Origin of the sequence: Spirosoma fluviale (genome assembly GCF_900230225.1) — a bacterium.
GTDB classification, from domain to species: domain Bacteria; phylum Bacteroidota; class Bacteroidia; order Cytophagales; family Spirosomataceae; genus Spirosoma; species Spirosoma fluviale.
The window spans coordinates 60360-84312 of record NZ_OCNH01000010.1; the positions used below are offsets into that span (position 1 = coordinate 60360).

Here is a 23953-nt window from a genome sequence, read left to right on the forward strand (position 1 = left end):
CTTCAGTCTACCTTTAAGGGAGGGCCAACTACCTGCATCTGGTTAGCACTAAATAGCTTAGTTACTTCCTCCTGAGTAGGGTCATGATCCATGCCCGCCAGACTGACAAAGAAGTCCTCCAGTTTGCCCGCCGGTTGCAATACCACGATCATCTTGCCTCTGTCGGCTACCTGGGTCCAGGCATGAGGTACTTTCCGGGGAAGGAAAATGCTGTCACCGGCTTTCAGGTTGTATTTATCGTCGCCTACCTGAAAATAATAAGCGCCTTCGATTACATAGAAAACTTCGTCCTGATCCGGATGGACATGCAACGGTGTGCCGCGTTTGGGTGAGAGCGAAGTTTGCTCGAAAATGGCCAGACCGCCATCGGTATCGCTCCCCGAAACCTTTACATCAAGAATATTGACGTTAACCCCTTTGAGTTTTAGATGACCGTGTTTACGACCTTCGCCCGCACTCACTTTGAAGCCTTTGTTGAGAAGCCTTTTTTTGAATCCGGAAAGTGCCACAGATGGCGCGGCTGCCAGCGCGGAGAGAGCTGCCATAAATTGGTTTCTGTTCATCACTTTAACCAGTTAGTGGTTGTTTGCTGAGTTGAAAATGGTGGAATTAACGAGGTGGAGAGCATGAAAAGGATGCTGAACAAGTGACTGTTAACTAAGGTACGCCATCCGATAATCGAGTTTTCCGATGGTTTATCTATCGGTTTGTTCATTTGTCGGAGACTCACGTCCGGGCATGCTTTGAGCATAAAATGCAGGAGTTCTGCCCGGCTGTGTGTATACTTGCCGACGCTCTCATCTCTAGCCAAATCCTTTATGAAATACCTCTGCCTGCTCCTTCTTTGTGCGGCTGCGTTAAGCTGGTCGTGCCGGTCGTCCGAAACGGATACGACAACCCTCAAAAGCTATTTTACGTCCGATACGAGCGGAGTAGCCACCGGCGGGATGCGCTTTGTACCGATCAAAACGCCCAAAGGCAACTTCAAGGTCTGGACGAAACGCTTCGGCAACAACCCGAAAATCAAACTGCTGCTTCTCAACGGTGGACCCGGTGCCTCGCACGAATACTTTGAAGTTATGGAGAGCTTTCTGCCCGCCGAAGGTATCGAGTTTATTTACTATGATCAACTGGGAACGGGCAACTCCGATAATCCCAACGATACTACGTTCTGGGATTTGCCGCGCTACGTGGAGGAAGTGGAGCAGGTGCGGGCGGCTCTGAATCTAACGCCCGACAATTTCTACCTGCTGGGCCACTCGTGGGGTGGTATTCTGGCGACGGAATACGCCCTCAAGTATGGCAAGAATCTAAAGGGGCTGATTATCTCAAACATGATGTCGAGTTGCCCCGACTACGGTAAGTATGCCGATAACGTGCTGGCCAAACAGATGGACCCCGCCGTGGTGAAGGAAGTCAACGACATCGAAGCCCGGGGTGCGTATACGAGTCCCCGGTACATGGAACTCCTCATGCCCAACTTCTACGCCAAACACATCTGCCGGTTACCCCTCGACCAGTGGCCCGAACCCATGACCCGCGCATTGGGCAAATCAAACCAGTCGCTGTACGTAACCATGCAGGGACCGAGCGAATTTGGTATAGCGGGCAAACTCACCAACTGGGACCGCAAAGCCGACCTCCCGAAAATCGCCGTGCCCACCCTAACCATCGGTGCTCAGTACGACACCATGGACCCGGAGCACATGAAATGGATGGCCACCCAACTGCCCAACGGAAGCTACCTCTATTGCCCCAACGGCAGCCACATGTCCATGTACGACGACCAGAAGACGTATATGAACGGCTTGATCAAATTCATAAAAGGAGTTGATAAAGGGGAGAAGAAGGTGGCGTTGTGAAAGTAAAAACAGCCTTTCCCGTTCTTCTACCGCCATGAACGTTAAGTCTATGAATCGCCAATCGACACAGTTAACTCGTGTAATCCTTTCCCTGCTTGTGCTGGGTATCTTTTTCGCCACACCCGGCTATAGCCAGGACAGCCCACTCAAAGCCGGGAAGGTGGAACGCATAAAAGTACACGGCAAAGGGCTGGAGGGGAATCTGGCGGGCGATTCACCTGACCGGGATGTGTCGGTGTATTTGCCGCCCAGTTATCAAACGGACAAAAAACGCCGGTATCCCGTTATCTATTTCCTGCACGGCTTTACCGACAGCGACGATAAATGGTACGGCTTCACAAAACACTGGATCAACCTGCCCGCCGTGGTCGATAAAACGCTGGCCGACGGTAAGTCGGGGGAGTTTATCCTGGTGACACCCAATGCCTACAACCGGTATTTCGGTAGCATGTACTCCAACTCGGTAACGATTGGCAACTGGGAGGATTTTGTGGCCGATGAACTGGTGGCCTACGTTGACAAGCAGTACCGCACCCTTCCGCAAGCGGCCAGTCGTGGTCTGGCGGGCCATTCGATGGGCGGCTACGGCACCATTCGCATTGGGCAGAAGCACCCCGAAATCTTCTCCAGTTTGTACCTGCTGAGTCCCTGCTGCATGGTGCCGAACATGGGTGGCTCGGCTAATCCGCAGATGGCGACTCGCATGGAAAGCGTTAAAACGCAGGCCGACCTGGAAAAAGCTGATTTTGGCACGAAAGCCATGTTTGCGTCGGCGGCTTCGTGGTCGCCCAACCCCACGAACGCACCTTTCTTCCTTGACTTGCCGGTAAAAGGAGGGGAGCCCCAACCGATGGTCACCGCGAAATGGGCGGCCAACGCACCCCTCGCCACCCTCGATCAGTACATCAATAACATCAAACAACTGCACGCGCTGGCTTTCGATGCTGGCTCAAAAGATGCCAGCATAGCCGCCAACAACAAGATACTGGACGCCATGCTCACCAATTACAGCATCCCGCACACCTACGAAGAGTACGACGGCGACCACATCAACCGAATCGGTGAGCGCATCGAACAGAAAATGCTGCCCTTCTTTACCAAGAATTTGTCCACGGAGATGGCAAAAGGGGGGAAGAAGAAATAAGGGAGTACCTTGTCAGGTGTTCGGCATAGTCTGTGACTATGTCGTGGCGTTATCCGGTCTCTGACCGGTGTAAATGAATTGCTCAGTACACCGGTCAGAGACCGGATAACGCCCGAGCGTAGTTATAAACTACGCTCAACGAGTTTGTAGTACCGACCGTCGATGCCTCGAACCGTCCCCGTCGGGTAAGAAGCGATTAGATACACGTCCGACCGGGACGGTTCGACGCATCGACGGTCGGTACTACAAACTCGAAGTCACTTTTCATTCAACATATTTTAGGGAAGTTTAAACTGGTCACCAGTACAAATCGCCGGTTTTGCGGTACAATGCGTGGTTTTTTGCCTGACAGCTACTTGAAAACTTACGGAAAAGCGGAGATTTACCTACCTGTACAGCCAATCGCCGGTTAAAGAACTCACGTTATGTCAGCCAGTATTCCCATTGAAGTCGAAAGTGCCGTTACGACAATCATTGTGCAGCGGCCGTATAAAAACCAGGTTGAGGCCTATGAGAATTGGTTACGAGAAATGGTGCCGTTAGCGCAGGGAGCTGCCGGGCATCGGGGCGTAAACGTGATTAAGCCACACGGACAGAACGACGAATACACCATTGTCCTTCATTTTGCGTCGGAAACCACATTGCGCCATTGGCTGGAGTCCGATACACGCCGGCAGATGGTTGAGAAGGTGCGTCCGTTTCTGAACACGGACGAAAAGATAGAAATAAAGACCGGGCTCGAATTTTGGTTTACTCCACCGGAGTCCAGAAAAATGGCACCTCCTTACAAACAGTTTCTGCTAACGTGGTCAGCTATTTTTCCGTTATCCGTGCTTGTCCCGTTGTTGCTTTCGCCCCTGTTTTCGGCGCTTCCTTTCCTATCTGTTTCACTGGGTAAGCCGTTGCTGATAAGTATGCTCATTGTGGGGCTCATGACGTTTGTGGTCATGCCTCGCTATACCCGGCTCGTTGCCAGATGGCTTTATAAGTAAGTACCCGACAGCCAGAGGCTGTCGGGTACAATTTAGTTATCCAACACGATGCTCGGGCTCGTTGGCTTTTTGGGCGCGCATTAACTGGATCAGCACAAAAAGAAGGGCACCCAGCCCAATGGTGAACAGGCCTGACAGGTGCATGGATTCATTAAAGCCCGTGGCGAAGGTTAACAGTACATACGACATACCGCCCGAAACCAGCACTGTGATGCCGTGCGTTAACATACTCTTGAGCGGTGCGCTCGTTCCGCCCCGTGCGGCAATAAACGAATACATAGCCTGCACAGATTGTAAAATGGCATACAGCAACGCCCAGAAGGCAAGCGTTTGTACAATGCTGTCTGAATCGCCCAGCGAATAAATGAGGATGGCGATACCGAAACCGATGTCGCTGAAGCCATACATCAAGCCCCAGATGTTAGAGGTGTCAGTACTCTTGTTTCGTCTCGAAAACAGGAGCTGAAAAATACCGGCCAGCATAAATAACCCCGCCAGAATACTGCCCGAAACAGCCGTAAATGACCCGGAAAATGCGAAAATAAATACCCCAATGGCTACGTATATAATTGCCTTTGCTGATAAAAGTCCCCAGGGGGTTGACTGATTGTGCTCTTGATTTGTCATGACGTTGAGTTCAGTTAGGTTTTGCTGCTATTTTGAGGCTCAACAGACTGATATATTGCTTTGTTTGCGAAAGCATTGAAATAGTAAGGGTCTGTCATTCACACATGACAGACCCCTTTTACTACTCCTTTTTTTCGTCAGAACGGCTTCTCTCGTCCTTAAAACCGGCTGTTCATTTGCTGGAATATTTCGTCGATCTGCTCCCGGGACGCCTTTCGATTGGTTTCCGATGTGCCGTAGCCAACTTCCAACGCGCCGGCTTCCAGACCCGCCATCATCGCATCGGCAAAGTCGCCCACCGGTACGCCGAAGTTATGCAAGCCGGTTCCGCCTAAATCCGTGTTGACGGCCGGGGGCACCAGTTCAATAACCTCAATCGACGTTTTGGAAAGTTGATGGCGCAGCGACATGGTAAACGAGTGCAGAGCCGCTTTCGTGGCGCTGTAAACGGGCGCAAACGCACCCGGTACAAAGGCGAGTCCGGAGGTTACGTTGACGATGGCCGCTTTGGGCTGCTCACGCAAATGCGGAATGAACAGCGTTGATAAATGAATGGGCGCTTCCAGGTTAATGGCTATCTCCGACTGGGTTTCGGTCCAGTCCTCCTGGCTGTTGGCCAGTTGCATCCGTCGCTGGATGCCCGCGTTGTTGATGAGTACATTGACCTGCGGGAAATCGCTGCGTACCCAGTCGAGCAGGGCAACCCGTTCGGAAGCCTGTCCCACGTCGCACTGCCGAACATGGAGTTGTGGGTATTTCTGTTGGGCTTCCTGAAGTTTATCGGCTCGTCGCCCGCACACGATCACCTGACTACCTGCCTGAAGAAAGCGTTCGGCCAGTGCCCAGCCAATGCCGGAGGCCCCGCCCGTAATGAGGACGGTATTTGTGGATATATCCATGGAATAAATTGATGGTCAATAAAAGATCAATAATTGGTTGTCTTGTTTTTAATGAAACTTGTAACGCGGGTTCCCACCCGCGTTACTATAACTCCCGGTTGATTTCATCCAGCAGATACATCTTTGGGTCGCTGAAGTATTCCCAGAACATCACCCCCGCCAGGCCGTTTTTCTTCACGTAATCACATTTAGCCTTCACCGATTTTTCGTCATCGTAGGAGACAAACCGTTTCAGGTCGGCATTGTAGAGGTAGGGAGCTTTGGCCCGTCGGTCCCAGTGGCGTTTGTAGGCCGGGTTGGTGAGGAGGCTATCTTTGATAAAGGTGTAACCCCCGCCCCGTTCCACTTGGGTGATGGTTCTGGGATGCGCTTTGGGATTGCCATCCTTCAACTGCCACGCCCGACCGTAAAACGCAATGCCCAGCAGGAGTTTATTGGCCGGAACACCCGCCTGCTCATACCGCTTCACCGACAGGTCGCCGGAGCTTTCATTGTCGACTTTACCCGATGCATACAGGTTTGTATGATGCCCGGCCAGCGGCCCGCCCGTAAAGAAATCGTACGACATCACATTGATGTAATCGAGGTATTGGTGCGCCTGGGCCATATCGGTATGCGTAAAAATGGCCTCAAAGCCGGGCAAAGCGGTCGTAACCAGGTAGTCTTTGCCCGTTTGCTTTTTCAGGCCGTTCAACTGTTCGCGCAGGGATTTGAACAGCAGGGTGAAGTTCTCTTTGTCTTCCGGCCGAAAAACGTTGTCTTCGCCTTTCATGCCGGGGTATTCCCAGTCGATATCGATACCATCCAGCTGGTATTCCCGGACAATGTCGACGGCCGAAGCAGCAAACGCCACCCGACCTGTATCGCTCACGACGGCATCGGAGAAGTTCTCACTCCAGGCCCAGCCGCCAATGGAAATCAGAATTTTAAGGTCGGGGTTGCGTCGTTTGAGCTGGTTCAGTTTCCTGAAATTGGTGGAGTCGGTAGCGAGATTATGCAGCCACGCCCGGTTCCTGCGCACATCGACGAAGGCGTAGTTAATGTGCGTGATTTTTTCGGCGGCAATTTTCTCCGCATCGACCAGCCCGCGATAGCCGCCCACGTAAGCCAGTACGATGGGTTTGGTAGTTGATTTGGGTTTGAACGCCACCGTTAGCAGTAGGATGAAGGAGAAAAGCAGGCAAGCATATACCGGTCGGATCATGAGTAAAGCAGGTTTATGAAGGTAACGAAAGGCCATAGGTTGGCACACGGGAGTTTCTACAGGAAAGTCTGGGTTCATGGTTTTACGGCCCTGTGTAAGAAAGCGGATAATTGCCGCAATTACCCCTTTTATTGCCGCATTTACACACCTTCCATTCGCGCCAGGGCTGGTATTTTTGTCTGGTAAACAACTAAACACAACTACGTATGGCAACCCAAATCTTTGTAAACCTGCCCGTTAAAGACCTAAACAGATCCATTGAGTTCTTTACCCGCCTGGGGTACAGTTTCAACCCACAGTTTACGGACGAAAAAGCCACCTGCATGATTATCAGCGAGGATATTTACGTCATGCTGCTGGTCGAGGAGTTTTTTAAAAGCTTCACGAAGAAAGAAATTTCGGATACCACCAAAAGTGCCGAAGCGATTATCTGTCTTTCATCGGAGAGTCGGGAAGCGGTGGATGAGTGGGTAAGCAAAGCTGTAGCCGCCGGGGCCATCACGCCCAACGAGCCGCAGGATCACAGCTTCATGTACGGCCACGGCTTTCAGGATCTGGACGGCCACCTCTGGGAAACCATGTACATGGACCCCAGCTACATCCAGCAGGAGCAACCCGCTTCGGAAGTTAGTGCGTAGGGAAGAATGATATAACGAGGAGCCGTAGAAGCAGACATTGCCTGCTTCTACGGCTCCTCGTTAATTGTTGGGCAACGAAAACGAGTTACCAAACAACCTGAATCGGGTAGGAACTGAAGTGCCCGTCCCGACTTAAAACAGTCATGTCGTCACTCATTGCCTGAGCAATAATTATCCTGTCAAATGGGTCTTTATGATAAAACGGCAGCGAGCGAACTATGACAGTATGTGCAACCAGAACAGGTAAAACGCTGATATTATTTCTGCGAACCAACTCATTCAATTGATCCAGTGAAACAGATAGCTCTATTTTCCCGCCAATGCTAAGCTTAATAGCGAGTTCCCAAAAGGAGGCAACGCTAACAAAGATCTTATTTGTCGGGTTTTCAATGGCGATTCGACAATTTACGCTCAATTCCTGACTGCCCTCCAGATACCAGATAAGCGTGTGTGTATCTAATAACAGATTCACGGCATGTAGTCGTTAAAGTCATTCAGTGGCGCGTCGAAATCGTCAGCCATAAATGTGACAAGCCCTTTCGCACTGCCAAAGGATGGTTTATTGTCGGAGGCATGCAAAAGACGCATCAGGTCGTCATACACTTGCATAAATTGTTCATCGGATAACTCCGCAATTTCTTTGACGACACTTATTTTAAGTTCGGCTGTCTTCATGAAGAAAGGCTTTTGACAAATATACTAATTTTAAAGGCAGGTTAGGAAGATACCGAAAGCCAACCAGACCGACATTTTACGCCTACCTGCCAGACGCACCAGCGCCATTTATCCCGTAATACTTCCGTAAAAACTATCTGTCTTTAGCCGTTTTGTGGGTTCGGTTAACTTGCCGCTTTACGTTGATACAGACCATTTATGAAGATCTTACGCTTGCTGTTTCTGGCATCCAGCACACTCCTTTTTCAATTCACAACGGCCAAACCCACTACGCCACTGGTGTACGAAGTAAACCTCAACGACCGCGCCGATGATCAGTTTAAGGTGACGCTGCGGGTGAGCGGCCTGACGGCAGCCAATGCCGTTTACCAGTTCGCGTCCACTGCTCCCGGTACCTATCAGATCATGGACATTGGCCGGTATGTGCGGTCGTTCAAAGCATTCGATGCCAAAGGCCGCGAACTGAAAACGCAGCAGGTGTCGACCAACCAATGGCAGTTCGATAAACCCGAAAACGTGCGGACGGTGCAGTACAGCATCGCCGAAACCTGGGATACACCCGTCAACGAGCATAAGCCGTACAACATGTGTGGCACGTCCATCGAAAAAGACCACGTGCTCATTAACGGGCAGGGTGTTTTTGGCTTTCCCACCGGTATGCAGGATGCACCCATCGACGTAAAACTCAACTACCCGGCCGAATGGTCGGTGGGGACGGCGCTGGAGAAAAACGCAAAAGGGTATTTTACGGCGGCTAATTACGACCGCATTGTCGACTCGCCCATTCTGTTGGGCCGCCTGACAAAAGCAACCACTACGGTAGCGGGGGCGCAGATCGACGTGTACACCTACTCGAAAAGCGACAAGATCAAATCCGATCAACTGCTCACCAACATGCAGTCGATGCTCAATGCCGCCGGTCAGTTTTTAAAGCAGTTGCCTGTAAAACGGTACACGTTTCTGTACCACTTCGAAGATCAGGATTGGGGCGCGTGGGAGCATTCCTACAGTTCGGAATACGTGATCAAAGAAGAGGAATTCTCTCAGAAGCTGGCCGATAACATGACATCGATTGCCGCGCATGAGTTCTTTCACGTTGTAACGCCCCTCAACATTCACAGCGAAATCATCCAGCAGTTCAACTTCGTAACGCCCACGCCCTCCGAACACCTCTGGCTCTACGAAGGCGTGACCGAGTGGGCCAGCGATGCCATGCAACTGCGAGGCAAGATTATGGACCTGCCAACGTATTTTGACGAGCTGAGCCAGAAAATAGCGTACGACAAAAGCCTGGATACAACCTACAGCCTGAGTAAACTGGGCCTGACCTGCTATACCGACGAAGGCCAGCGGCAATACGGTAACATTTACGCTCGCGGGGCGCTGGTGGCCGGTCTGCTGGATATTCGTTTGCTGGAACTATCGAACGGAAAGCGCGGCCTGCGCGAAGTGATCAACGAACTGGCCACAACCTACGGACCCAATCAGGCATTTCCTGAAAAAGAATTCTTTACCATTTTCACGCAAAAGACGTATCCCGAAATCGCCGATTTCTTTAATCGGTACATAAAAGCGACCGAATCGCTGCCCTTTAGTGACTATTACGGGAAGCTGGGGATTACCTACATGCCCAGTGTGAACACGGGTCAGAAAGCACCTTACATGGGCATGGGGGCCGGTTTTGCCGATAATAAGTTTTTGCTGACAAGTCTGAGCGACTCGTTGCGCAAAGCAGGTTTGCAGGAAAAAGACGAGTGGGTTGCTTACAATGGCCAACCCGTAACGCTGGAAACGTTCAGCGACATTCAAAATGAGTTGAAAAAGCAGAAAGTGGGCGATGTGTATGAGCTGACCGTCAGACGAAATGGGCAGGAACTGAAGGCTAAGGGTACGGTTCAGGAAAAGGAAGTGGTGCAGAAGTACAAATTTCAACTCGACCCGCAGGCGACACCCCAGCAGATCAAACTGCGGGAGACTTGGCAGCAGAATCTTTAAAAAACAAGTAAGGCGAGCTACATCCGTAGCTCGCCTTGCCTGTCAACAGTATAAATTTTTACTAGGAGCTCTATACAGGCATGACTAAATGACGTACCTGTCAACTTACTTTTAGTGTTTTATGGTAGTAGTTTTTTAAGTAGATTTTCTAGTTTAGACATAAAGGCGCGAAGGGTGCTAACGTAGTCCGCGTTGATTTGGCCAAAAGCCGTTCGGCCGTTCGTAAGGTGTTTGATAAAAACGAAACGACTTCCCGTTCGTACGCTTCCAGTACGGCCTCAACCGTAAAGCTGTCCGCATTGAACGTCAACGTGGATTTGGTCAACGGAAGCCCATCGCGTAGTGTAGGCTTAAGTATGACAATAATAGTATCTGGATTTTTGTAAGGATAAGCGTCCGCTACGAAGGCTAATTCGGTTACGGCGGCAATAGTATGTACTAATGTAGGCATAAGTAAAAGTTACGGTGAGTATTACGCTGTAAAGATAAATAAGAATTCTATTGTAAATCTATAGTTTATGATAAATTATTTTTGTTAACATAGGTAATAGCTCCATTTTTGAATTGAAAAGAGAAAAATCTGTATTAATTGAGTAGTTCTAACAGGTCTTTTTTCGATAATGATTTGAGTACGGCTGTATCAGTTCTAACCAGCTTATCGGCCAGTTCCTGCTTGGTCTCCTGAAGGAGCAGAATCTTTTCTTCGATGGTATTGGGACAGATCAGCCGAACGGCTACCACATTCTTTTTTTGCCCAATCCGGTAACTCCGGTCGATGGCCTGGTTCTCGACCGCCGGGTTCCACCACGGGTCGACCAGGTACACGTAATCGGCCTGGGTCAGGTTGAGCCCCGTCCCGCCCGCTTTGAGGCTGATGAGGAATACGCGAACGCTGTCGTCGGTCTGGAACCGGTTGACGATAGCCTGCCGGTCGTTGGTTTGGCCGGTCAGGTACTCAAACCCGATCTGCCGGGTTTCCAGCTCTTTTTTGATCAGGTCGAGCATGGTCACGAACTGCGAGAAGACCAGGATCTTATGATTTGGCGATTTGTTTTCGATCTGCTCCATCAGCACGTCGATCTTCGCCGACGAGTTACCGTAAAATTCTTCGTCGTTGAGTAGCACCGGGGCATTACAGATCTGGCGCAGCTTCGTGAGCCCCTGCAACACATGTAGCTTCGCACGGGGGATATCGCCTTCCTTGGTCGATAGCAGGTAATTCCGGAACTCCAGTTCGTAGGCGTCATACACCCGGCGCTGCTCCAGACCCATGTCGCAGTGAAGGACCATTTCTGTTTTTTCGGGCAGTTCGGTTGCCACCTGGGCTTTGGTTCGGCGGAGGATGAACGGGTTGATTTTCTTCTGTAGGTCGCGGGCACGCTGGTAATCGCCAAATTTGTCGATGGGCGTGGAGTAATGCGCTTTGAAGTGGTTGTAACTGCCCAGCAGACCCGGACAGGCAAACGACAATTGCCCGTATAGGTCAAAGGTGTGGTTTTCGATGGGCGTACCCGTCAGCACAATCTTGTTGCGGGACTGTAATAAACGCGCGGCCTGGTACCGCTGCGACTCGGGATTTTTAATAGCCTGCGATTCGTCCAGAAATACGTAATTAAACGGGTATTCCTTCAGAAAACGAATGTCGGACAGGAGCGTACCGTACGAGGTCAGGATAATTTCGTATTGATCGAACTCTTTTTTGGTCAGGCCACGATTAGCCCCGTAAAAGGTGTGTATGCGGAGGTTGGGGGCAAATTTGGCCACTTCGGCCTGCCAGTTGAAGAGCAGCGATTTAGGTACAACGACCAGATTGGTATTAGGCCGGTTTTTCGTGCGCTGCAACAGAATAAACGCGATGATTTGAACGGTTTTCCCAAGGCCCATATCGTCGGCCAGGCAACCGCCGAAGCCGAGTTCATCGAGGAAGTTCAGCCAGTTTAATCCTTCTTTCTGATAATCCCGGAGGGTAGCCTGTAGCTCGCCCGGCACCGCAACGGGACGGATGGACGTAAAATCCCGGAACCCTTTCGCAAACAGCGCCAACTGATCCTTTACGTCATTCAGCAGTTCTTCTTCGGCATATAGTTCACGGATGCTCTGAAAGTTGACTTTGGGGGTTCGGATACGATCGTCGACAACTTCGCCCGCCTGGAAATAGGCCGAAAACCGGTCGAGCCATTCGCTAGGAAGCAGGCCCTGCGTTCCATCGTCGAGCGTAACGAACCGGCTGCGGTTTTTGATGGCCTTATGCAGGTGTTTGAGCGATACTGTTTGCTTACCGTACGACAGTCCCAGCGCCGTTTCGAACCAGTTGAGGCCACTGCTCACCGTCACCGAAACTTTGGCTTTATTGGAATTCAGTTTGTTGTTTTTCAGCGTGTTGAAACCCAACACCTTAATGCCCTGGCTGGTCCAGGCCTCAAAAGCGTCCAGAAACCAGCCTTCATCGAGTACATGCTTTTTGTACAGGTAGAAATAGCTCTGGTTCAGCTGATCGTAAAAATCGGGATGCTCCGCCAGTACAGCCATCGTGAACGCTACTTCGGCGGCTTCGTCCCGCGCCACAGAAAACGGTTTCCCTTTGCGGTCGACGGCCTGAATCTGCCGCTTGGACAGCACCGGAACTTCGGCGTTTCCGTACTTCATCACCGGCGTCAGGAACACATAATTCTCCGTACCCGACAGATAAATAAGTCGCTCCCGTTCTTCCGCGAAACCCTGCTGCGCCAGTTGGTTGGGGGTGGCCGGTTTCAGGTACGCGTACTGAATTAAAACCTGATCTTCCAGTTCCGACAATACCGTCTGCTGAAAGAGGTCGTACTTCGACTGGTGAATGGCTAGTCTGGTCTTCTTTTTGTTGAAAAACTGTATAACGCGCAGGTGAGCCGGGTTGTCGATCAGGTACAGCGTATCGTCGAGCAAAATAAAATAATCGTACCGGAGCGTGAGGGTGTGCAGGCCATGCGTTGCCCCATTGATCGTGACGCTTCCCGAAACCTCGTAAAAACTGTCGACGTACTGAACGGTTAACCGAAGGTCGGTTTTCAGGCTGGCCAGTTTGATCGGAACAAGCGAGTGGGCGGTTATATTCTCCGAAACGCGGCTGGAATGGTAGTAAACCGCCAGTTTCGACGGATTACCCGCCACCAGCCGTAACCCTTCCAGATCAATCTCTTCGTTTTTCGTTCGGTGATGGTTCTGAAATTTAGCCACTGCCGAAAAGAATCTGACTTCATTCAGATTGTCGACTTTAGGTAGCAGGTCAAGTGGCTGAAGGTCCGTTAAGGGGTTCTTGGGCTTACCGTCTTTGGTTGTTGCCACATCGAAAAGCTCCAGACAGAAGTTGTCGTAATACCGATGCTTCGTAAACACCAGTATCCGTTTTTGACCGGGCGAAAGCTCCTCCATCATCGGCCCCTGTCGCGTGGTTTTCGGGAGCAAACTCGCGGTCAGGCGTTCGCGGTCGGCCGGGGTAAATGGAATGAGTTCGTCCCTTTTGGGGCGAATGGTAATGGTTTTGTTGTCGTAATCCAGTCGGAAAAAATCGTCCGGTCGGGCTTCGTTTTCCAGTCCGTAATCACTGGCTACCTGCCGGATCGCTTCGTGCCGAATGGCCGGGTCGAAAAAGATACGCAGCTCCCGCCGACCAATCAGGCTGGATAGTACCTGCGTTTGATGGGTGCAGAGTTTGGTTTTGGTAGCCTCGCAGGTGCAGGACACCAGCAGGGCATCGGCCGTCTGCCGAACGACAACGACCGGAAAATAAGCCACCCGCGATGCCGTCGTAAACGTTCCCTGATCGACGCTGATACTGGTCGGGATAATGTCGGCGTAGGAGTCTGCCGACGTCAGGAAGCCCCCGCTATGCATGGCCAGCAGACTATCCGTCAAGGTCGGCACCGTGACAGCGTCCAGCCGGTAATCGTAGGTAAAGTTAGTGTTGTCGCTATTTTCAGAAGATTGTCGCATTGGTGATACTTTCCTGTACTTTTCAACGGTAAATACCAATATTGGCTATCTATCCCTACTTATGAAAAAGCGTAAAAAACAGGTTTTTTATTTCATCTCTTGCCGGATGATCACTGCGGAAAATAACGGACGAATAAATTCGATCATCAATAATTGTGTGGTCAAGCTTTACAAAATAGTCTTTGCCGGTCTTTAAGTACCAACTGTGAAATAGTCTGTTTCTGGCTATTTCCTGATTATTATCCAGGCTACACACATAGCTAACGACCGCCGTTGGTAGGGATTCAAACGTTTGATAAAGGGCGCTTATTATCGTTTGCTCGATACGCGGATCTTTAGGTTGAATTTGTCCGGACAGGTGAGTTATGGTAAATGAAAAAACTGGGTTTATAGACGAAAAAGACGACTCAGTTAAATAGCCTGAGTCGTCTGTAAAGCTTATTTCATAGAGTAGACCAAGGTCTGTCTCAAAGATGAAACCGGTATCACTGTCCTTCAGCAGGTACGGTAAAGGGCTTGACAAATTTAACTCCGGCCGGTTTTTTTGTTTCATCACCGCTCTTTAAGTACTCTTGAATGCGTCGTTTTTTGTCTAACATCTGCTGGGCGATCTCTTTCGGACGCTCTACTGTTGTTGCCATAAGCGGTAGATGTTTACGTGAACAAAATCGTTGTATCCTATGCAATATAGAACGAATAGCTGTCAGTACCAACTACTCGTTGTTGTTGCGTTTTAGCCAAAACGCTTGTGTTAAGCATTGGCCAATCATAACAAAACTTCGGACATGGGCTCGTCCAGATCATTGGCTTTGGCCTGTTGGCGAATGACCCGCTCGCCGATCAGCAGAATGACCACTCCTAGGGTGATGCAGCCCGTCATGACGCCCACCATTGGGATGGCCGTGTTGTTGTGCAACAGGCTGACAGAGGCCGATACCAGCGAACCAAAGCCCATTCGGAAACTTCCCATGAGGGCAGCTGCACTGCCCGCGTGCCGGGAAAACGGTGCCAGCGACAGTGCCGACGCATTGGGGTTGGTGATTCCCTGACCGCCCAGAAACAGGAATAACATGCCAATCAGGCCATATTGCCCATACCAGCCCGCCCAGGTACCCAGCACCAACAGCACCCCAACTACGGTTTGGTAAATCAGCGTGACGAAAATGATCTGTTCGTTACTGAACCGCCGAAGCAGGAAGCGATTCAACTGCGTTGGTCCGATCATGGCGATGGCCAGGAAGGCGAAAATCCAGCCGTATTCCTGAGCGCTGACGTGGTAGATATTCATGAACACATCGGAAGAACCCGCCAGATACGCGAACGGGGCTGAGGTGGCAATACCGCCAACCAGCGTATAGGTCAGGAACTGGGGCTGTTTCAGCACGGTGAAAAAACTGCCCATAACGGCCTTCGGGCGGAGGGACAACGACGCATCGGGCGCTTTACCGTTGGGTAAAACGAAATAGACCCCAGCTAACATCAAGACCGTGATGATAGCCAGGATAACAAAGATGGAGTGCCAGCCAAAGGCAACAGTGGCGTACCCGCCAACGGTTGGCGCAATCATGGGCGAAACGGCTACCACCAGGGTAAGCAGCGAAAAGACCTGCGCAATCTCGCCCACCGGAAATAGATCGCGCACCAGCGCCTGCGCGGCTACCAGACCCACACAACCGCCAAGTGCCTGCAGCAGACGCATGGCGATCAGCATCTCGATCGACGAACTGAACGCACAGCCAATCGAGGCAATGCCGTACACGATCAAGCCCGCAAACAGGGGCCGCTTCCTGCCAAAGCGGTCGAGCAGGGGGCCATACAAAAGCTGCCCTACCGAAATACCGACCAGATAAGCCGTGAGGGAAAGCTGAACCTGCGAAATGGACGTACGAAGGTCTCTGGCAATAGCCGGAAAGCCCGGCAAATACATGTCGATGGAAAACGGACTGATCGTTGAGAGTGCCCCTAAAATCAGGATAATAACAAAATGCTGTCGGCGAGTCATAAACTCAACTGGGAGGTACTTATGTAGATACGCGTTCCAGTAAACGATTGTTCCCGTCGGGCGGCCGGTTGTTAGGGGTTTGGCTTTGGCTTTGGTGTTCGGTACTAACTACTGTAAGAGGGTTTGCTTTGTCACGGCCGGGCGGGACGCCCGGTGTTACCTTTCCAGACGTTGTTCTGCTCGTCGGCGTCCATGAAGATGCCGCCTTCCAGACGAACCGACGCAACCTTCTTTTTGACCGGAATCTTTACGATGGCAAGGCGCTGGTTCGCCTGCCAGATAGCCGGTGTTTGGTGAACTGTCTGTGACGTGCCATCGGTAAAGGTCACAATAACATCCGTTGGGGCCACGTAGCCGCCAATGTTCTGAATCGTGACGCTACAAAGTGTGGGCGTCATGGCAACGTTCTGAATGGCGAGGTCAATGTAGTTGTTGCTGAAAAACCAGTTGCTCCAGAACCAGTTCAGGTCTTTGCCCGATGCGTTGTTAAAACTGTAGAACATATCCCAGGGCGTGGGGTGTTTGCCGTGCCAGCGAGCCATGAATTCGAGCAGGCTCTTTTTAAAATCGGCATCGCCCAGCAGCTCTTTCAGCGCCAGATAGCCCAGCGCGGCTTTCCCGTACTCGTTGTTGCCCATGGCTGCCCCGCTCAGCACGTTGGCAGGGGTAATGATCGGCAAATCCTGCTCCGCCGACGGGTCTTTTATCCAGCCTTTTACCCGGAATAGCTGGAAGTTTTGTCGGGCCTGATCGTTGCCCAAATCAGCCTGGCTGATCAGGTATTCGAAAGCCGTCACCCAGCCTTCGTCCATAAATCCGTAGCGCGTTTCGTTGATGCCCATGTAGAACGGGAACCAGGTGTGGGCAATCTCGTGCTCGGCCACGAACCGCGAGAAGTTCAGGTCGTTCGTACTTCCGTCATTCACCATCATAGGGTATTCCATGTCCGCAAACCCTTGAACGATGGTCGTTTTGGAGTAGGGGTAAGGCACGCCCGGCGTGTTGTTGGAAAACCAGTCGAGCGCGTGCCGACCAAAACCTACCATCTCGTGAAAATCGGTTGCATTGTCCAGAAAAGCCGCCTGCACACTGGATCGGCGGTTTGTTTTTTTATCGACCACCACGCTCGATGCATCCCAGACATACTGGTTGCTGATGCACAGTGCCATATCGGGTACATAGCTGGCTTTCCATTTCCATGAATTGACCGGTTGCTGGGTCGTTACATTTTTGGTGGCCAGATCGGCGAGGGTGGCTACGTGGATGATGGAGTCCGTTTGCAGGGATTCGCTCAGGCGTTTGGCGTAGGTGGGTTGCAGTACTTCGGCAGCATTCTGCAAATCGCCGGTAGCCCAGACGAGGTAATCTTTCGGTACATTGACCGTGAGGGTATAGTCATTGAAGTCGTTGTAAAACTCCTGTGCTTCAGTAAACGTGGTACGGTCCCAGCCGTAGTAATCGTCCATGACGGCCACTCGTGGGTAGAAGTAAGCCAGGAAAAACGTCGTTGAATCCAGTACACCTTCGCGCCCGCTTTCCTTAGAAACATCGTAATGCCATTCGAAGGCCAGCTTTATCGAGTCATGGGGCATGAGGGGCTGCGTCAGCGCCACCTGCCGTTGGGTGGCGTTACCGGCATCGCGCCAGATTTTATCGTTTTTGCCTTCGGTATACTTGTCAATGTGAATCCCGGAGGTCATATACTCGGCCGAAGCGGGCGACTGACGTACCGCACCGGGTTTGTGGCTATTCAGGATCAACTTGAAGACGAGCGATCTCAGCGTATCTGGACTGTTGTTGATGTACGTAATCTCTTCTGTCCCGCGAATGGTTCGGTTGGGGGGCGTGGCCGTAATGGTGATGTTGTACCGGGCGAAATTCTGCCAGTAGTTTTTGCCGGGTCGGCCATCCAGTGAGCGGGTTCCTTTCTGGTACGCCTGCTTCACGTTGCGCGGCATGTATAAACCCTGAGCCGTTACGGTTCCGCCAAGAATGGCAAGGCAAAAAGCGAGAATGAGTGGTTTCATGGAAATAGGTTGGTAGTTAGTGTAGTGCCGACCGTCCCGGTCGGGCGGCTGGCCTTTAGCAACTACTCGCCCGACCGGGACGGTCGGCACTACAGCCCTGCAAGCTACTAAAAAGATGTTATTGGTAGGAACGGCTAAGCCGTTTACCGCCGTTTCCCCGCTTTCGCTTTCGGGGCTGTCGTTCCCTTATCCAGCCCGGCTTCGGCCAGCAGGACCAGCAGAATGCGTTGCATGCCGAGGTAACCTTTGTCGTTCAGCCACCACTCGTTCAGGGAGTGTTCGCCCCCGCCGATCCCGCCACTTCCGATGGTGACCGCCGGAATCCCCAGCGCAATGGGCGTATTGGCGTTTGTTGAGGCCACATCCAGTTGAGGAGCTACGTTCATGTAACTGGTAGCGGCCATAGCCCGCTGAACGATAGCCGCCGATGCATCGGTTTTGCCCGATGGCCGATCGCCGATTTTTTTCACTTCTACGGTCAGGTCCGGGCCTTGCCGTTTGATTCCGTTCTCTTCTTTCAAGGCCCGCTGAACAGCCGCCTGCAACAACTGGTCGACTTCGTTGAGTTTCTCCGGACTTTCAGAACGCATGTCGATCTCCATCCACGACTCGTACGGAATGGCATTGACGGAGGTGCCGCCGTTAATTACGCTGACGCTGTAGGTTGTTTTAACGCCCTGCCGCGTCACCTTATCGGCTTCGGCCGTAAAGTAATAAATCGCTTTCCCAAGGGCACTGTGCGGGTTGACAATGCCGAAGGAGCCATACGAGTGCCCACCCGGTCCTTTGAACGTAATCCGGTACCGGTGCGAACCCAGCCCCCGGTGAACGATGCTGCTGATGCCGTCGCCATCCACGGCAATGTAAGAATCGACTTTAGGACCGCCTTTCCGGAGGAGGTGCTTCACCCCACGGAGGTCGCCCAGGCCTTCTTCACCCACCGCGCCAACAAACAGTACGTCGGCATCGGTCTCGATCGAGGCAGCTTCCATGCCCTTTAGAACGGCCAGAATGGCGGTTAATCCACGTGTGTCATCCCCCACGCCGGGTGCGTAAAGAGTGTCGCCTTTATGTTTTACGTTCACGTCGGTGCCTTCGGGGAAGACGGTGTCCAGGTGCGATTCGACAACCACCGTCTTGGTACCCGTACGGCCTTTTCGTTTGGCGATTACGTTGCTCACCTCGTCGATCCAGACCGAATCGGCCCCGGCTTCTTTGAGCATGGCCGCGTATTTTTTAGCCCGCACCGTTTCCTTGAAGGGCGGAGAAGGTGTCTCGGTCAGGTTGATCAGATCTTTCATCGTCTGAGGTTCCAGATCAACGAAAAACTGAAAGGCTTTTTTTACTGAAGGCTGAGCGGCCAGGGCATTCACTTCATCAACGTAACGCTTCTCAACGCCCGAAGGAGCTTGTGTTTTTGAGGGGGTCTGTTGCGCCTGGAGCGGTTGCGAAATTGAAAAAAGAGAAATGAATGCCAGAGAAGGGAGAGCAAGTACTCGATTCATAGGAAGTGTAAAAGCACCAAAACGTGCTGAAAGAAATATGAAATTAAACTATTTGAGGTTCTGAGTTTTTATTCGGCTTAAAAGCGTATCATTATGCTGAAAACTCACTGTACTAGCGCCAAAGTTATTGTTTATTCTGCTAAATGAAGAAATACATAATTTCTCTTTCTCTTCTTTATATTGTTATGATTGCGTCCGTTTGCGGCCAGTCTTTCAATGCTAAAACCATTCCCGAAGCCACCGTCACCAGTTTGCACACTGCTATGCAGGCGGGTAAACTAACCGCCGTTCAACTGGTACAACTGTATCTGGACCGGATCGAGGCCTACGATAAACAGGGGCCTTACCTGAACGCCATCATTATGGTCAATCCCAAAGCCCTGTCCGAAGCCCGGAGGCTCGATTCACTCTACAAGGTAACCGGCAAACTGGTTGGGCCGCTGCATGGCATTCCGGTAATCGTGAAAGATAATTACGATACCTACGACATGCCCACCACCAACGGCACATTGGCCATGAAGAAGTCGATCCCACCTGACGATGCCTTTGTTGTGCGAAAAATCCGGGAGGCCGGGGCCATTATCATTGCCAAGTCAAATCTGGCGGAGTTTGCCTATTCGGGGCAGTTTTCGGTAAGCTCTATTTTGCCGGGCTACTCCCGAAATCCCTATGACACCAAGCGAACAACGGCGGGGTCAAGTGGGGGGACGGCGGCTGCTGTTACCGCTAATTTCGGGGTTATTGGCCTCGGAACGGATACCGGAAGCTCCATTCGCGGCCCGGCGTCGCACCAGAGTCTGGTGGGTTTTCGGCCAACGCTGGGTCTCGTTAGCCGCGATGGCATTGCACCCCTGGCGATGACCAACGATACCGGCGGACCCATCTGCCGGACGGTGGAAGATGCCGTTCGGGTACTCGATGTGATTGCTGGCTACGACAAAGCCGATACGGTAACGAAACGCAGCGAGGGGAAAATTCCACAAACGTATCGGCAGTTTCTGGACAAAGACGGGCTCAAGGGAGCGAGGATCGGTGTTTTTCGCCAGATGGTCATGCCGAAGAATTCAGACCCGCAGGTGTACGCGCTCTTCAACAAAGCTCTCGATGAACTTCGGGCTGCAGGAGCCATTGTGATCGACTCCGTTCGGGTGCCCCAACTCGACACGATCAATAAGTCCTTCGACACCATTCCGCAGCTTCGGCGCGATTTCAATTTGTACCTGGCCAGTCTGGGACCCAATGCACCGCATAAAACGCTGGAATCCATTGTTAAATCACGCCAGTTTCATCCTTATCTGGAAAAAGGGTTGCTGGATGCCATAGCGGACACGCTGGCACCGGAAGCGCACAAAGGCTGGGGTAAGAACCTGGCACTGCGGGAGCGGCTTCGGCAATTGTTGCTGCGGGCGATGGATTCCACGCAGGTCGATGCGCTCGTATATCCGTCGTTCAGTTACCCGCCCCGGCTCATCGGCGATCTGAATACGCCTTCCGGAACGAATAATAATGCCTTGTCGCCCCCAACGGGATTCCCGGCCTTCTCGGTGCCGATGGGCTTTACCTACGGCGTGTTGCCCGCCGGATTGCAGTTTTTCGGCAGGCCGTTCAGTGAACCAACACTGATAAAACTGGCGTATGCCTACGAACAGGCCACCCACCACCGCCGACCGCCGGAAAGTACACCCCCGCTGTCGAAGAAAAAGCACAAAGCAGTGGTGCAGTAGTAACGTAATGCCGACCGTCCCGGTCGGGTGTGAATCTAATATTTTGTCTTCTTCACACCCGACCGGGACGGTCGGCACTACAACACTAAATCCCTAACGGACCGCCCAGCGTAATGTCTGAGTCGGAACCGTGCGGGACAGGACGGCTGGCGTGGTGGCTGCCGGGATGTTTTTCCTCTTCCTCTTTGGAGCGCTTGTTGACGAAGGTTTGAGCCAGGATAGTCAGTTTTCGATCTTCTTCCTTTTCCTCTTCCAGCGTCTTTTCAATTAATTCGGCCGACTGGCTGAAATCAAGCGTGCGGGCTAATGTAAGGAGTGAACCATAGGCTGCAATTTCATAGTGCTCAATCTTTTGGGCTGCAATAATGAGTCCGGCGTCGCGTGTCAGCGAACCCGATTCTGTTTCCGAAACAACTCGTTTTGAATCGCTGATCAGTCCGTCGATGCCATCTGACAGGTGTATATCGATTTTTATACCGATAATCCTGAATATTTCTTCCAGTCGCTCAACCTGAATATGGCTCTGCTCCTGATGCGCCAGAAAAGCACTGCGGACTTCATTCGTTGTGCTTGCTTCGGCCTGGTCGCCCAGGGCATCGACGGCTCGCTTCTCTGCATAGTAAACGCTTTTTAGCTCACTAATAAAGAGGTCGCGTAATCCTTCGTCGGTGTTGGAATCGTTACCACTAAAAAAACTTGCTATCCGGTCTGCCAGGTTTGCCATGCTGATTAACTAATTAAATGTAAGCTACTTATTTTAAGGTGTATTATCCAAATTTGTGCCAACTGATGATTATCAGTTAGTTGCTTGGCGATGTAGTGTATTTTGATTCTGTTTTTCCACAGCGTTTACCGTAGATTTTTAACCCCGTCTTTACCGGATGTATTATTGCATTAACGGCTGGCCCACTATCAATCGCTATACAGTAAGGCTAAATTATTTAGGTCAATAACCGGCAGCCTGCCCATCTTTACGCATCTCCGTTGCTCCCCGGTAAATTCGATTGACAGGGTCCCATTGAATAGCCTGATAGCCCCCGAAAAAATCGGTTGTTGCGAGGTGGTGTCCGCGCTTTTCCAGTTCAGTTCTGACGTCGGCGGAGATGCCGCTTTCCAGGGCCAGTTTCCCACCATCGGTCATGACGGTGCCGATGGGTTCACTACTGCCCGAGTGGCTGAACCGGGCGGCATCACCAGCTTCCTGTACATTCATGCCAAAGTCGATGATGTTGCACAATACCTGAACGTGACCCTGCGGTTGCATAGCGCCCCCCATGACCCCAAAGCTTAGAAACGGTTCACCATTTTTGGTAACGAAACCCGGAATGATCGTATTGAATGGCCGTTTGGCCGGGGCATAAACGTTAGCATGACCGGCTTCCAGATTAAAGCTCGTGCCCCGGTTATGAAGAACAAAACCGAGGCCATCCGGCACCATGCCGCTGCCAAATTCCAGCATATTGCTCTGGATGAGCGATACCATATTGCCCTGCTCATCGGCTACAGTCAGGTAAACGGTGTCGCCCGTGCGGAGGGCCGGGTCACCCGCATCCAGTCGCTCGGCCGCTTTCTTGGGGTCGATGAGTTTGCGCCGGTTGGCCGCGTAGTCCCTGGAAAGCAACCCGCTAACGGGTAGGTTGGAAAACTCGGGATCGGCGTAGTACCTGGCCCGGTCTTCAAAGGCTAGTTTTTTGGCTTCGACCAATAGATGCAGATAGTCGGCGCTGTTATGTCCTAAGCTTTTGAGATCATAACCTTCCAGTAGGTTGAGCATCTGCAAAACGGCTATTCCTTGTCCATTGGGCGGTAGTTCAAAGACGTCATAGCCTCGGTAGTTTACCGAAACCGGCTCGACCCAGGTGCTTTTACAAGCGGCCAGATCGGCTTTGCGGAGATACAAGCCTGCCCGACGGGCGTACCGGTCCATAGCCTCGGCCAGATTGCCTTTGTAGAACGCATCCCGACCACCGGCAGCTATTTTTTCGTACGTAACTGCCAGGTCCGGGTTACTAAATACTTGTCCTTCAACGGGTGCTTTGCCGTTGATCAGAAACGTACGGCGGAAGTTGTCGAACTCTTGAACAATGTCCTCGCTGGCGGCCAACCGGGCTGCGGCCACCTGCCAGGAATAGGCAATTACCTGCGGTACCGGAACGCCTTCGCGTGCGTAGCGAATACTGGGTGCCAGCAGCGTACGAACGGGCAACTTACCAAACCGCTGGTGCAACGTAAACCAGCCATCTACCGCGCCCGGAACCGATACGGACAACGGGCCATATAAGGGGATTTGCGTTCGGTTTCCTAATGCAGTACGTAACGCGCTGTATGTCAGACTTCCGGGTGATCTGCCGCTTGCGTTCAACCCATATAATTTATGATCCTTCGCCGACCAGACAAGTGCAAAGAGGTCGCCCCCGATACCACCGTTATTCGGCTCAACCACGCCGAGGGCAGCATTGGCCGCAATGGCAGCATCGACTGCCGTACCACCCTGTCTGAGAATGTCCAGCGCAATTTGTGTGGCCAGTGGGTGACTGGTAGCTACCATCCCGTGCCGCCCCAGAACTGGACTTCGCGTCGCAAAGTTAGGACCTGTAATCCGGTCGCCTTTACCGGTTGGCTGGCCGCACAAAGGGAATGTGACGAACAGTAGCAAACTCATAAAACGGGCAATGATCAGGGTATTCATA

Annotated in this window: 21 protein-coding genes; 6 read left to right on the forward strand and 15 right to left on the reverse strand. The window is 51.8% G+C overall.

From position 1 onward, the window contains the following. Positions 1 to 2: 2 nt before the first annotated feature. Entirely contained in the window at positions 3 to 563 is a 561-nt protein-coding gene (locus CRO74_RS30400) for a cupin domain-containing protein (protein ID WP_097131964.1), read from the reverse strand. Between the two features lie 255 nt (positions 564 to 818). Here CRO74_RS30400 and CRO74_RS30405 point away from each other — a divergent pair, with 255 nt between their 5' ends. The 3 genes from CRO74_RS30405 to CRO74_RS30415 all read left to right on the forward strand — a co-directional run bounded on the left by CRO74_RS30405 (position 819) and on the right by CRO74_RS30415 (position 3998). Then, on the forward strand, positions 819 to 1862 hold the full coding sequence (locus CRO74_RS30405) for a proline iminopeptidase-family hydrolase (protein ID WP_097131966.1): 1044 nt from the start codon (positions 819 to 821) through the stop codon (positions 1860 to 1862). Positions 1863 to 1896: 34 nt separating this feature from the next. Continuing rightward, the gene (locus CRO74_RS30410) at positions 1897 to 3006 is read left to right on the forward strand and encodes an alpha/beta hydrolase (protein WP_097131968.1); all 1110 of its coding nucleotides are present in this window, start codon (positions 1897 to 1899) and stop codon (positions 3004 to 3006) included. Positions 3007 to 3431: 425 nt separating this feature from the next. After that, positions 3432 to 3998: an antibiotic biosynthesis monooxygenase gene (locus CRO74_RS30415; protein ID WP_097131969.1), complete on the forward strand. Its 567-nt coding sequence runs from the start codon at positions 3432 to 3434 to the stop codon at positions 3996 to 3998. 36 nt (positions 3999 to 4034) lie between these two features. On the opposite strand, the gene CRO74_RS30420 is transcribed toward CRO74_RS30415, so the two are convergent. The 3 genes from CRO74_RS30420 to CRO74_RS30430 all read right to left on the reverse strand — a co-directional run bounded on the left by CRO74_RS30420 (position 4035) and on the right by CRO74_RS30430 (position 6728). Continuing rightward, a complete protein-coding gene (locus tag CRO74_RS30420; RefSeq protein WP_097131971.1) occupies positions 4035 to 4625 on the reverse strand; it encodes a DUF308 domain-containing protein in 591 nt (196 codons plus the stop codon). Positions 4626 to 4783: 158 nt separating this feature from the next. After that, on the reverse strand, positions 4784 to 5524 hold the full coding sequence (locus CRO74_RS30425; RefSeq protein WP_097131973.1) for an SDR family oxidoreductase: 741 nt from the start codon (positions 5522 to 5524) through the stop codon (positions 4784 to 4786). 85 nt (positions 5525 to 5609) lie between these two features. Then, on the reverse strand, positions 5610 to 6728 hold the full coding sequence (locus CRO74_RS30430; protein WP_097132182.1) for a glycoside hydrolase family 18 protein: 1119 nt from the start codon (positions 6726 to 6728) through the stop codon (positions 5610 to 5612). Positions 6729 to 6934: 206 nt separating this feature from the next. Here CRO74_RS30430 and CRO74_RS30435 point away from each other — a divergent pair, with 206 nt between their 5' ends. After that, positions 6935 to 7366: a VOC family protein gene (locus CRO74_RS30435; protein ID WP_097131975.1), complete on the forward strand. Its 432-nt coding sequence runs from the start codon at positions 6935 to 6937 to the stop codon at positions 7364 to 7366. An 85-nt stretch (positions 7367 to 7451) separates the two neighbouring features. Here the strand turns inward: CRO74_RS30435 and CRO74_RS30440 are convergent, their stop codons facing one another. Further along, complete coding sequence (locus CRO74_RS30440; RefSeq protein WP_097131977.1) at positions 7452 to 7838, reverse strand: type II toxin-antitoxin system VapC family toxin; 387 nt, start codon at positions 7836 to 7838, stop codon at positions 7452 to 7454. Beyond that, complete coding sequence (locus CRO74_RS31860; RefSeq protein WP_097131979.1) at positions 7835 to 8041, reverse strand: type II toxin-antitoxin system prevent-host-death family antitoxin; 207 nt, start codon at positions 8039 to 8041, stop codon at positions 7835 to 7837. The genes CRO74_RS30440 and CRO74_RS31860 overlap by 4 nt, the downstream gene beginning before the upstream one ends. A 198-nt stretch (positions 8042 to 8239) precedes the next feature. Here CRO74_RS31860 and CRO74_RS30450 point away from each other — a divergent pair, with 198 nt between their 5' ends. Then, positions 8240 to 10036 (forward strand): M61 family metallopeptidase, encoded by a 1797-nt coding sequence (locus tag CRO74_RS30450; RefSeq protein ID WP_097131981.1) that lies wholly within the window; start codon positions 8240 to 8242, stop codon positions 10034 to 10036. A 148-nt stretch (positions 10037 to 10184) separates the two neighbouring features. On the opposite strand, the gene CRO74_RS30455 is transcribed toward CRO74_RS30450, so the two are convergent. From CRO74_RS30455 to CRO74_RS30480, 7 genes are all read right to left on the reverse strand, one after another. Then, on the reverse strand, positions 10185 to 10487 hold the full coding sequence (locus CRO74_RS30455; RefSeq protein WP_097131983.1) for a hypothetical protein: 303 nt from the start codon (positions 10485 to 10487) through the stop codon (positions 10185 to 10187). A gap of 134 nt (positions 10488 to 10621) precedes the next feature. Then, positions 10622 to 14005, reverse strand: a complete 3384-nt coding sequence (locus CRO74_RS30460; RefSeq protein ID WP_097131985.1) for a DEAD/DEAH box helicase — start codon at positions 14003 to 14005, stop codon at positions 10622 to 10624. A gap of 55 nt (positions 14006 to 14060) precedes the next feature. Continuing rightward, the gene (locus tag CRO74_RS32165; protein WP_097131987.1) at positions 14061 to 14558 is read right to left on the reverse strand and encodes a DUF6169 family protein; all 498 of its coding nucleotides are present in this window, start codon (positions 14556 to 14558) and stop codon (positions 14061 to 14063) included. After that, positions 14491 to 14646, reverse strand: coding sequence for a hypothetical protein (locus CRO74_RS31785; protein ID WP_179830350.1), 156 nt, complete (start codon positions 14644 to 14646; stop codon positions 14491 to 14493). Before CRO74_RS31785 ends, CRO74_RS32165 begins: the two co-directional genes overlap by 68 nt. A 125-nt stretch (positions 14647 to 14771) precedes the next feature. Continuing rightward, positions 14772 to 16007 (reverse strand): Bcr/CflA family multidrug efflux MFS transporter, encoded by a 1236-nt coding sequence (locus CRO74_RS30470; RefSeq protein WP_097131989.1) that lies wholly within the window; start codon positions 16005 to 16007, stop codon positions 14772 to 14774. A 131-nt stretch (positions 16008 to 16138) separates the two neighbouring features. Continuing rightward, complete coding sequence (locus tag CRO74_RS30475) at positions 16139 to 18034, reverse strand: M1 family metallopeptidase (RefSeq protein ID WP_097131991.1); 1896 nt, start codon at positions 18032 to 18034, stop codon at positions 16139 to 16141. Positions 18035 to 18177: 143 nt separating this feature from the next. Next, a complete protein-coding gene (locus CRO74_RS30480) occupies positions 18178 to 19539 on the reverse strand; it encodes a M20/M25/M40 family metallo-hydrolase (protein ID WP_097131992.1) in 1362 nt (453 codons plus the stop codon). A gap of 143 nt (positions 19540 to 19682) precedes the next feature. Between CRO74_RS30480 and CRO74_RS30485 the strand changes: the two genes are divergently transcribed. Continuing rightward, the gene (locus tag CRO74_RS30485; RefSeq protein WP_097131994.1) at positions 19683 to 21263 is read left to right on the forward strand and encodes an amidase family protein; all 1581 of its coding nucleotides are present in this window, start codon (positions 19683 to 19685) and stop codon (positions 21261 to 21263) included. Positions 21264 to 21348: 85 nt separating this feature from the next. On the opposite strand, the gene CRO74_RS30490 is transcribed toward CRO74_RS30485, so the two are convergent. Further along, positions 21349 to 21987: a YciE/YciF ferroxidase family protein gene (locus tag CRO74_RS30490; RefSeq protein ID WP_097131996.1), complete on the reverse strand. Its 639-nt coding sequence runs from the start codon at positions 21985 to 21987 to the stop codon at positions 21349 to 21351. 222 nt (positions 21988 to 22209) lie between these two features. Next, entirely contained in the window at positions 22210 to 23952 is a 1743-nt protein-coding gene (gene ggt, locus CRO74_RS30495; protein WP_097131998.1) for a gamma-glutamyltransferase, read from the reverse strand. Between the last annotated feature and the right edge of the window lies 1 nt (position 23953).

What these genes read in the sequence shown, in the direction of transcription:
- CRO74_RS30400 (WP_097131964.1), bottom strand. Translation starts at nt 563, where the DNA reads ATGAACAGAAACCAATTTATGGCAGCTCTCTCCGCGCTGGCAGCCGCG.
- CRO74_RS30405 (WP_097131966.1), top strand. Translation starts at nt 819, where the DNA reads ATGAAATACCTCTGCCTGCTCCTTCTTTGTGCGGCTGCGTTAAGCTGG.
- CRO74_RS30410 (WP_097131968.1), top strand. Translation starts at nt 1,897, where the DNA reads ATGAACGTTAAGTCTATGAATCGCCAATCGACACAGTTAACTCGTGTA.
- CRO74_RS30415 (WP_097131969.1), top strand. Translation starts at nt 3,432, where the DNA reads ATGTCAGCCAGTATTCCCATTGAAGTCGAAAGTGCCGTTACGACAATC.
- CRO74_RS30420 (WP_097131971.1), bottom strand. Translation starts at nt 4,625, where the DNA reads ATGACAAATCAAGAGCACAATCAGTCAACCCCCTGGGGACTTTTATCA.
- CRO74_RS30425 (WP_097131973.1), bottom strand. Translation starts at nt 5,524, where the DNA reads ATGGATATATCCACAAATACCGTCCTCATTACGGGCGGGGCCTCCGGC.
- CRO74_RS30430 (WP_097132182.1), bottom strand. Translation starts at nt 6,728, where the DNA reads ATGATCCGACCGGTATATGCTTGCCTGCTTTTCTCCTTCATCCTACTG.
- CRO74_RS30435 (WP_097131975.1), top strand. Translation starts at nt 6,935, where the DNA reads ATGGCAACCCAAATCTTTGTAAACCTGCCCGTTAAAGACCTAAACAGA.
- CRO74_RS31860 (WP_097131979.1), bottom strand. Translation starts at nt 8,041, where the DNA reads ATGAAGACAGCCGAACTTAAAATAAGTGTCGTCAAAGAAATTGCGGAG.
- CRO74_RS30450 (WP_097131981.1), top strand. Translation starts at nt 8,240, where the DNA reads ATGAAGATCTTACGCTTGCTGTTTCTGGCATCCAGCACACTCCTTTTT.
- CRO74_RS30455 (WP_097131983.1), bottom strand. Translation starts at nt 10,487, where the DNA reads ATGCCTACATTAGTACATACTATTGCCGCCGTAACCGAATTAGCCTTC.
- CRO74_RS30460 (WP_097131985.1), bottom strand. Translation starts at nt 14,005, where the DNA reads ATGCGACAATCTTCTGAAAATAGCGACAACACTAACTTTACCTACGAT.
- CRO74_RS32165 (WP_097131987.1), bottom strand. Translation starts at nt 14,558, where the DNA reads ATGAAACAAAAAAACCGGCCGGAGTTAAATTTGTCAAGCCCTTTACCG.
- CRO74_RS31785 (WP_179830350.1), bottom strand. Translation starts at nt 14,646, where the DNA reads ATGGCAACAACAGTAGAGCGTCCGAAAGAGATCGCCCAGCAGATGTTA.
- CRO74_RS30470 (WP_097131989.1), bottom strand. Translation starts at nt 16,007, where the DNA reads ATGACTCGCCGACAGCATTTTGTTATTATCCTGATTTTAGGGGCACTC.
- CRO74_RS30475 (WP_097131991.1), bottom strand. Translation starts at nt 18,034, where the DNA reads ATGAAACCACTCATTCTCGCTTTTTGCCTTGCCATTCTTGGCGGAACC.
- CRO74_RS30480 (WP_097131992.1), bottom strand. Translation starts at nt 19,539, where the DNA reads ATGAATCGAGTACTTGCTCTCCCTTCTCTGGCATTCATTTCTCTTTTT.
- CRO74_RS30485 (WP_097131994.1), top strand. Translation starts at nt 19,683, where the DNA reads ATGAAGAAATACATAATTTCTCTTTCTCTTCTTTATATTGTTATGATT.
- CRO74_RS30490 (WP_097131996.1), bottom strand. Translation starts at nt 21,987, where the DNA reads ATGGCAAACCTGGCAGACCGGATAGCAAGTTTTTTTAGTGGTAACGAT.
- ggt (WP_097131998.1), bottom strand. Translation starts at nt 23,952, where the DNA reads ATGAATACCCTGATCATTGCCCGTTTTATGAGTTTGCTACTGTTCGTC.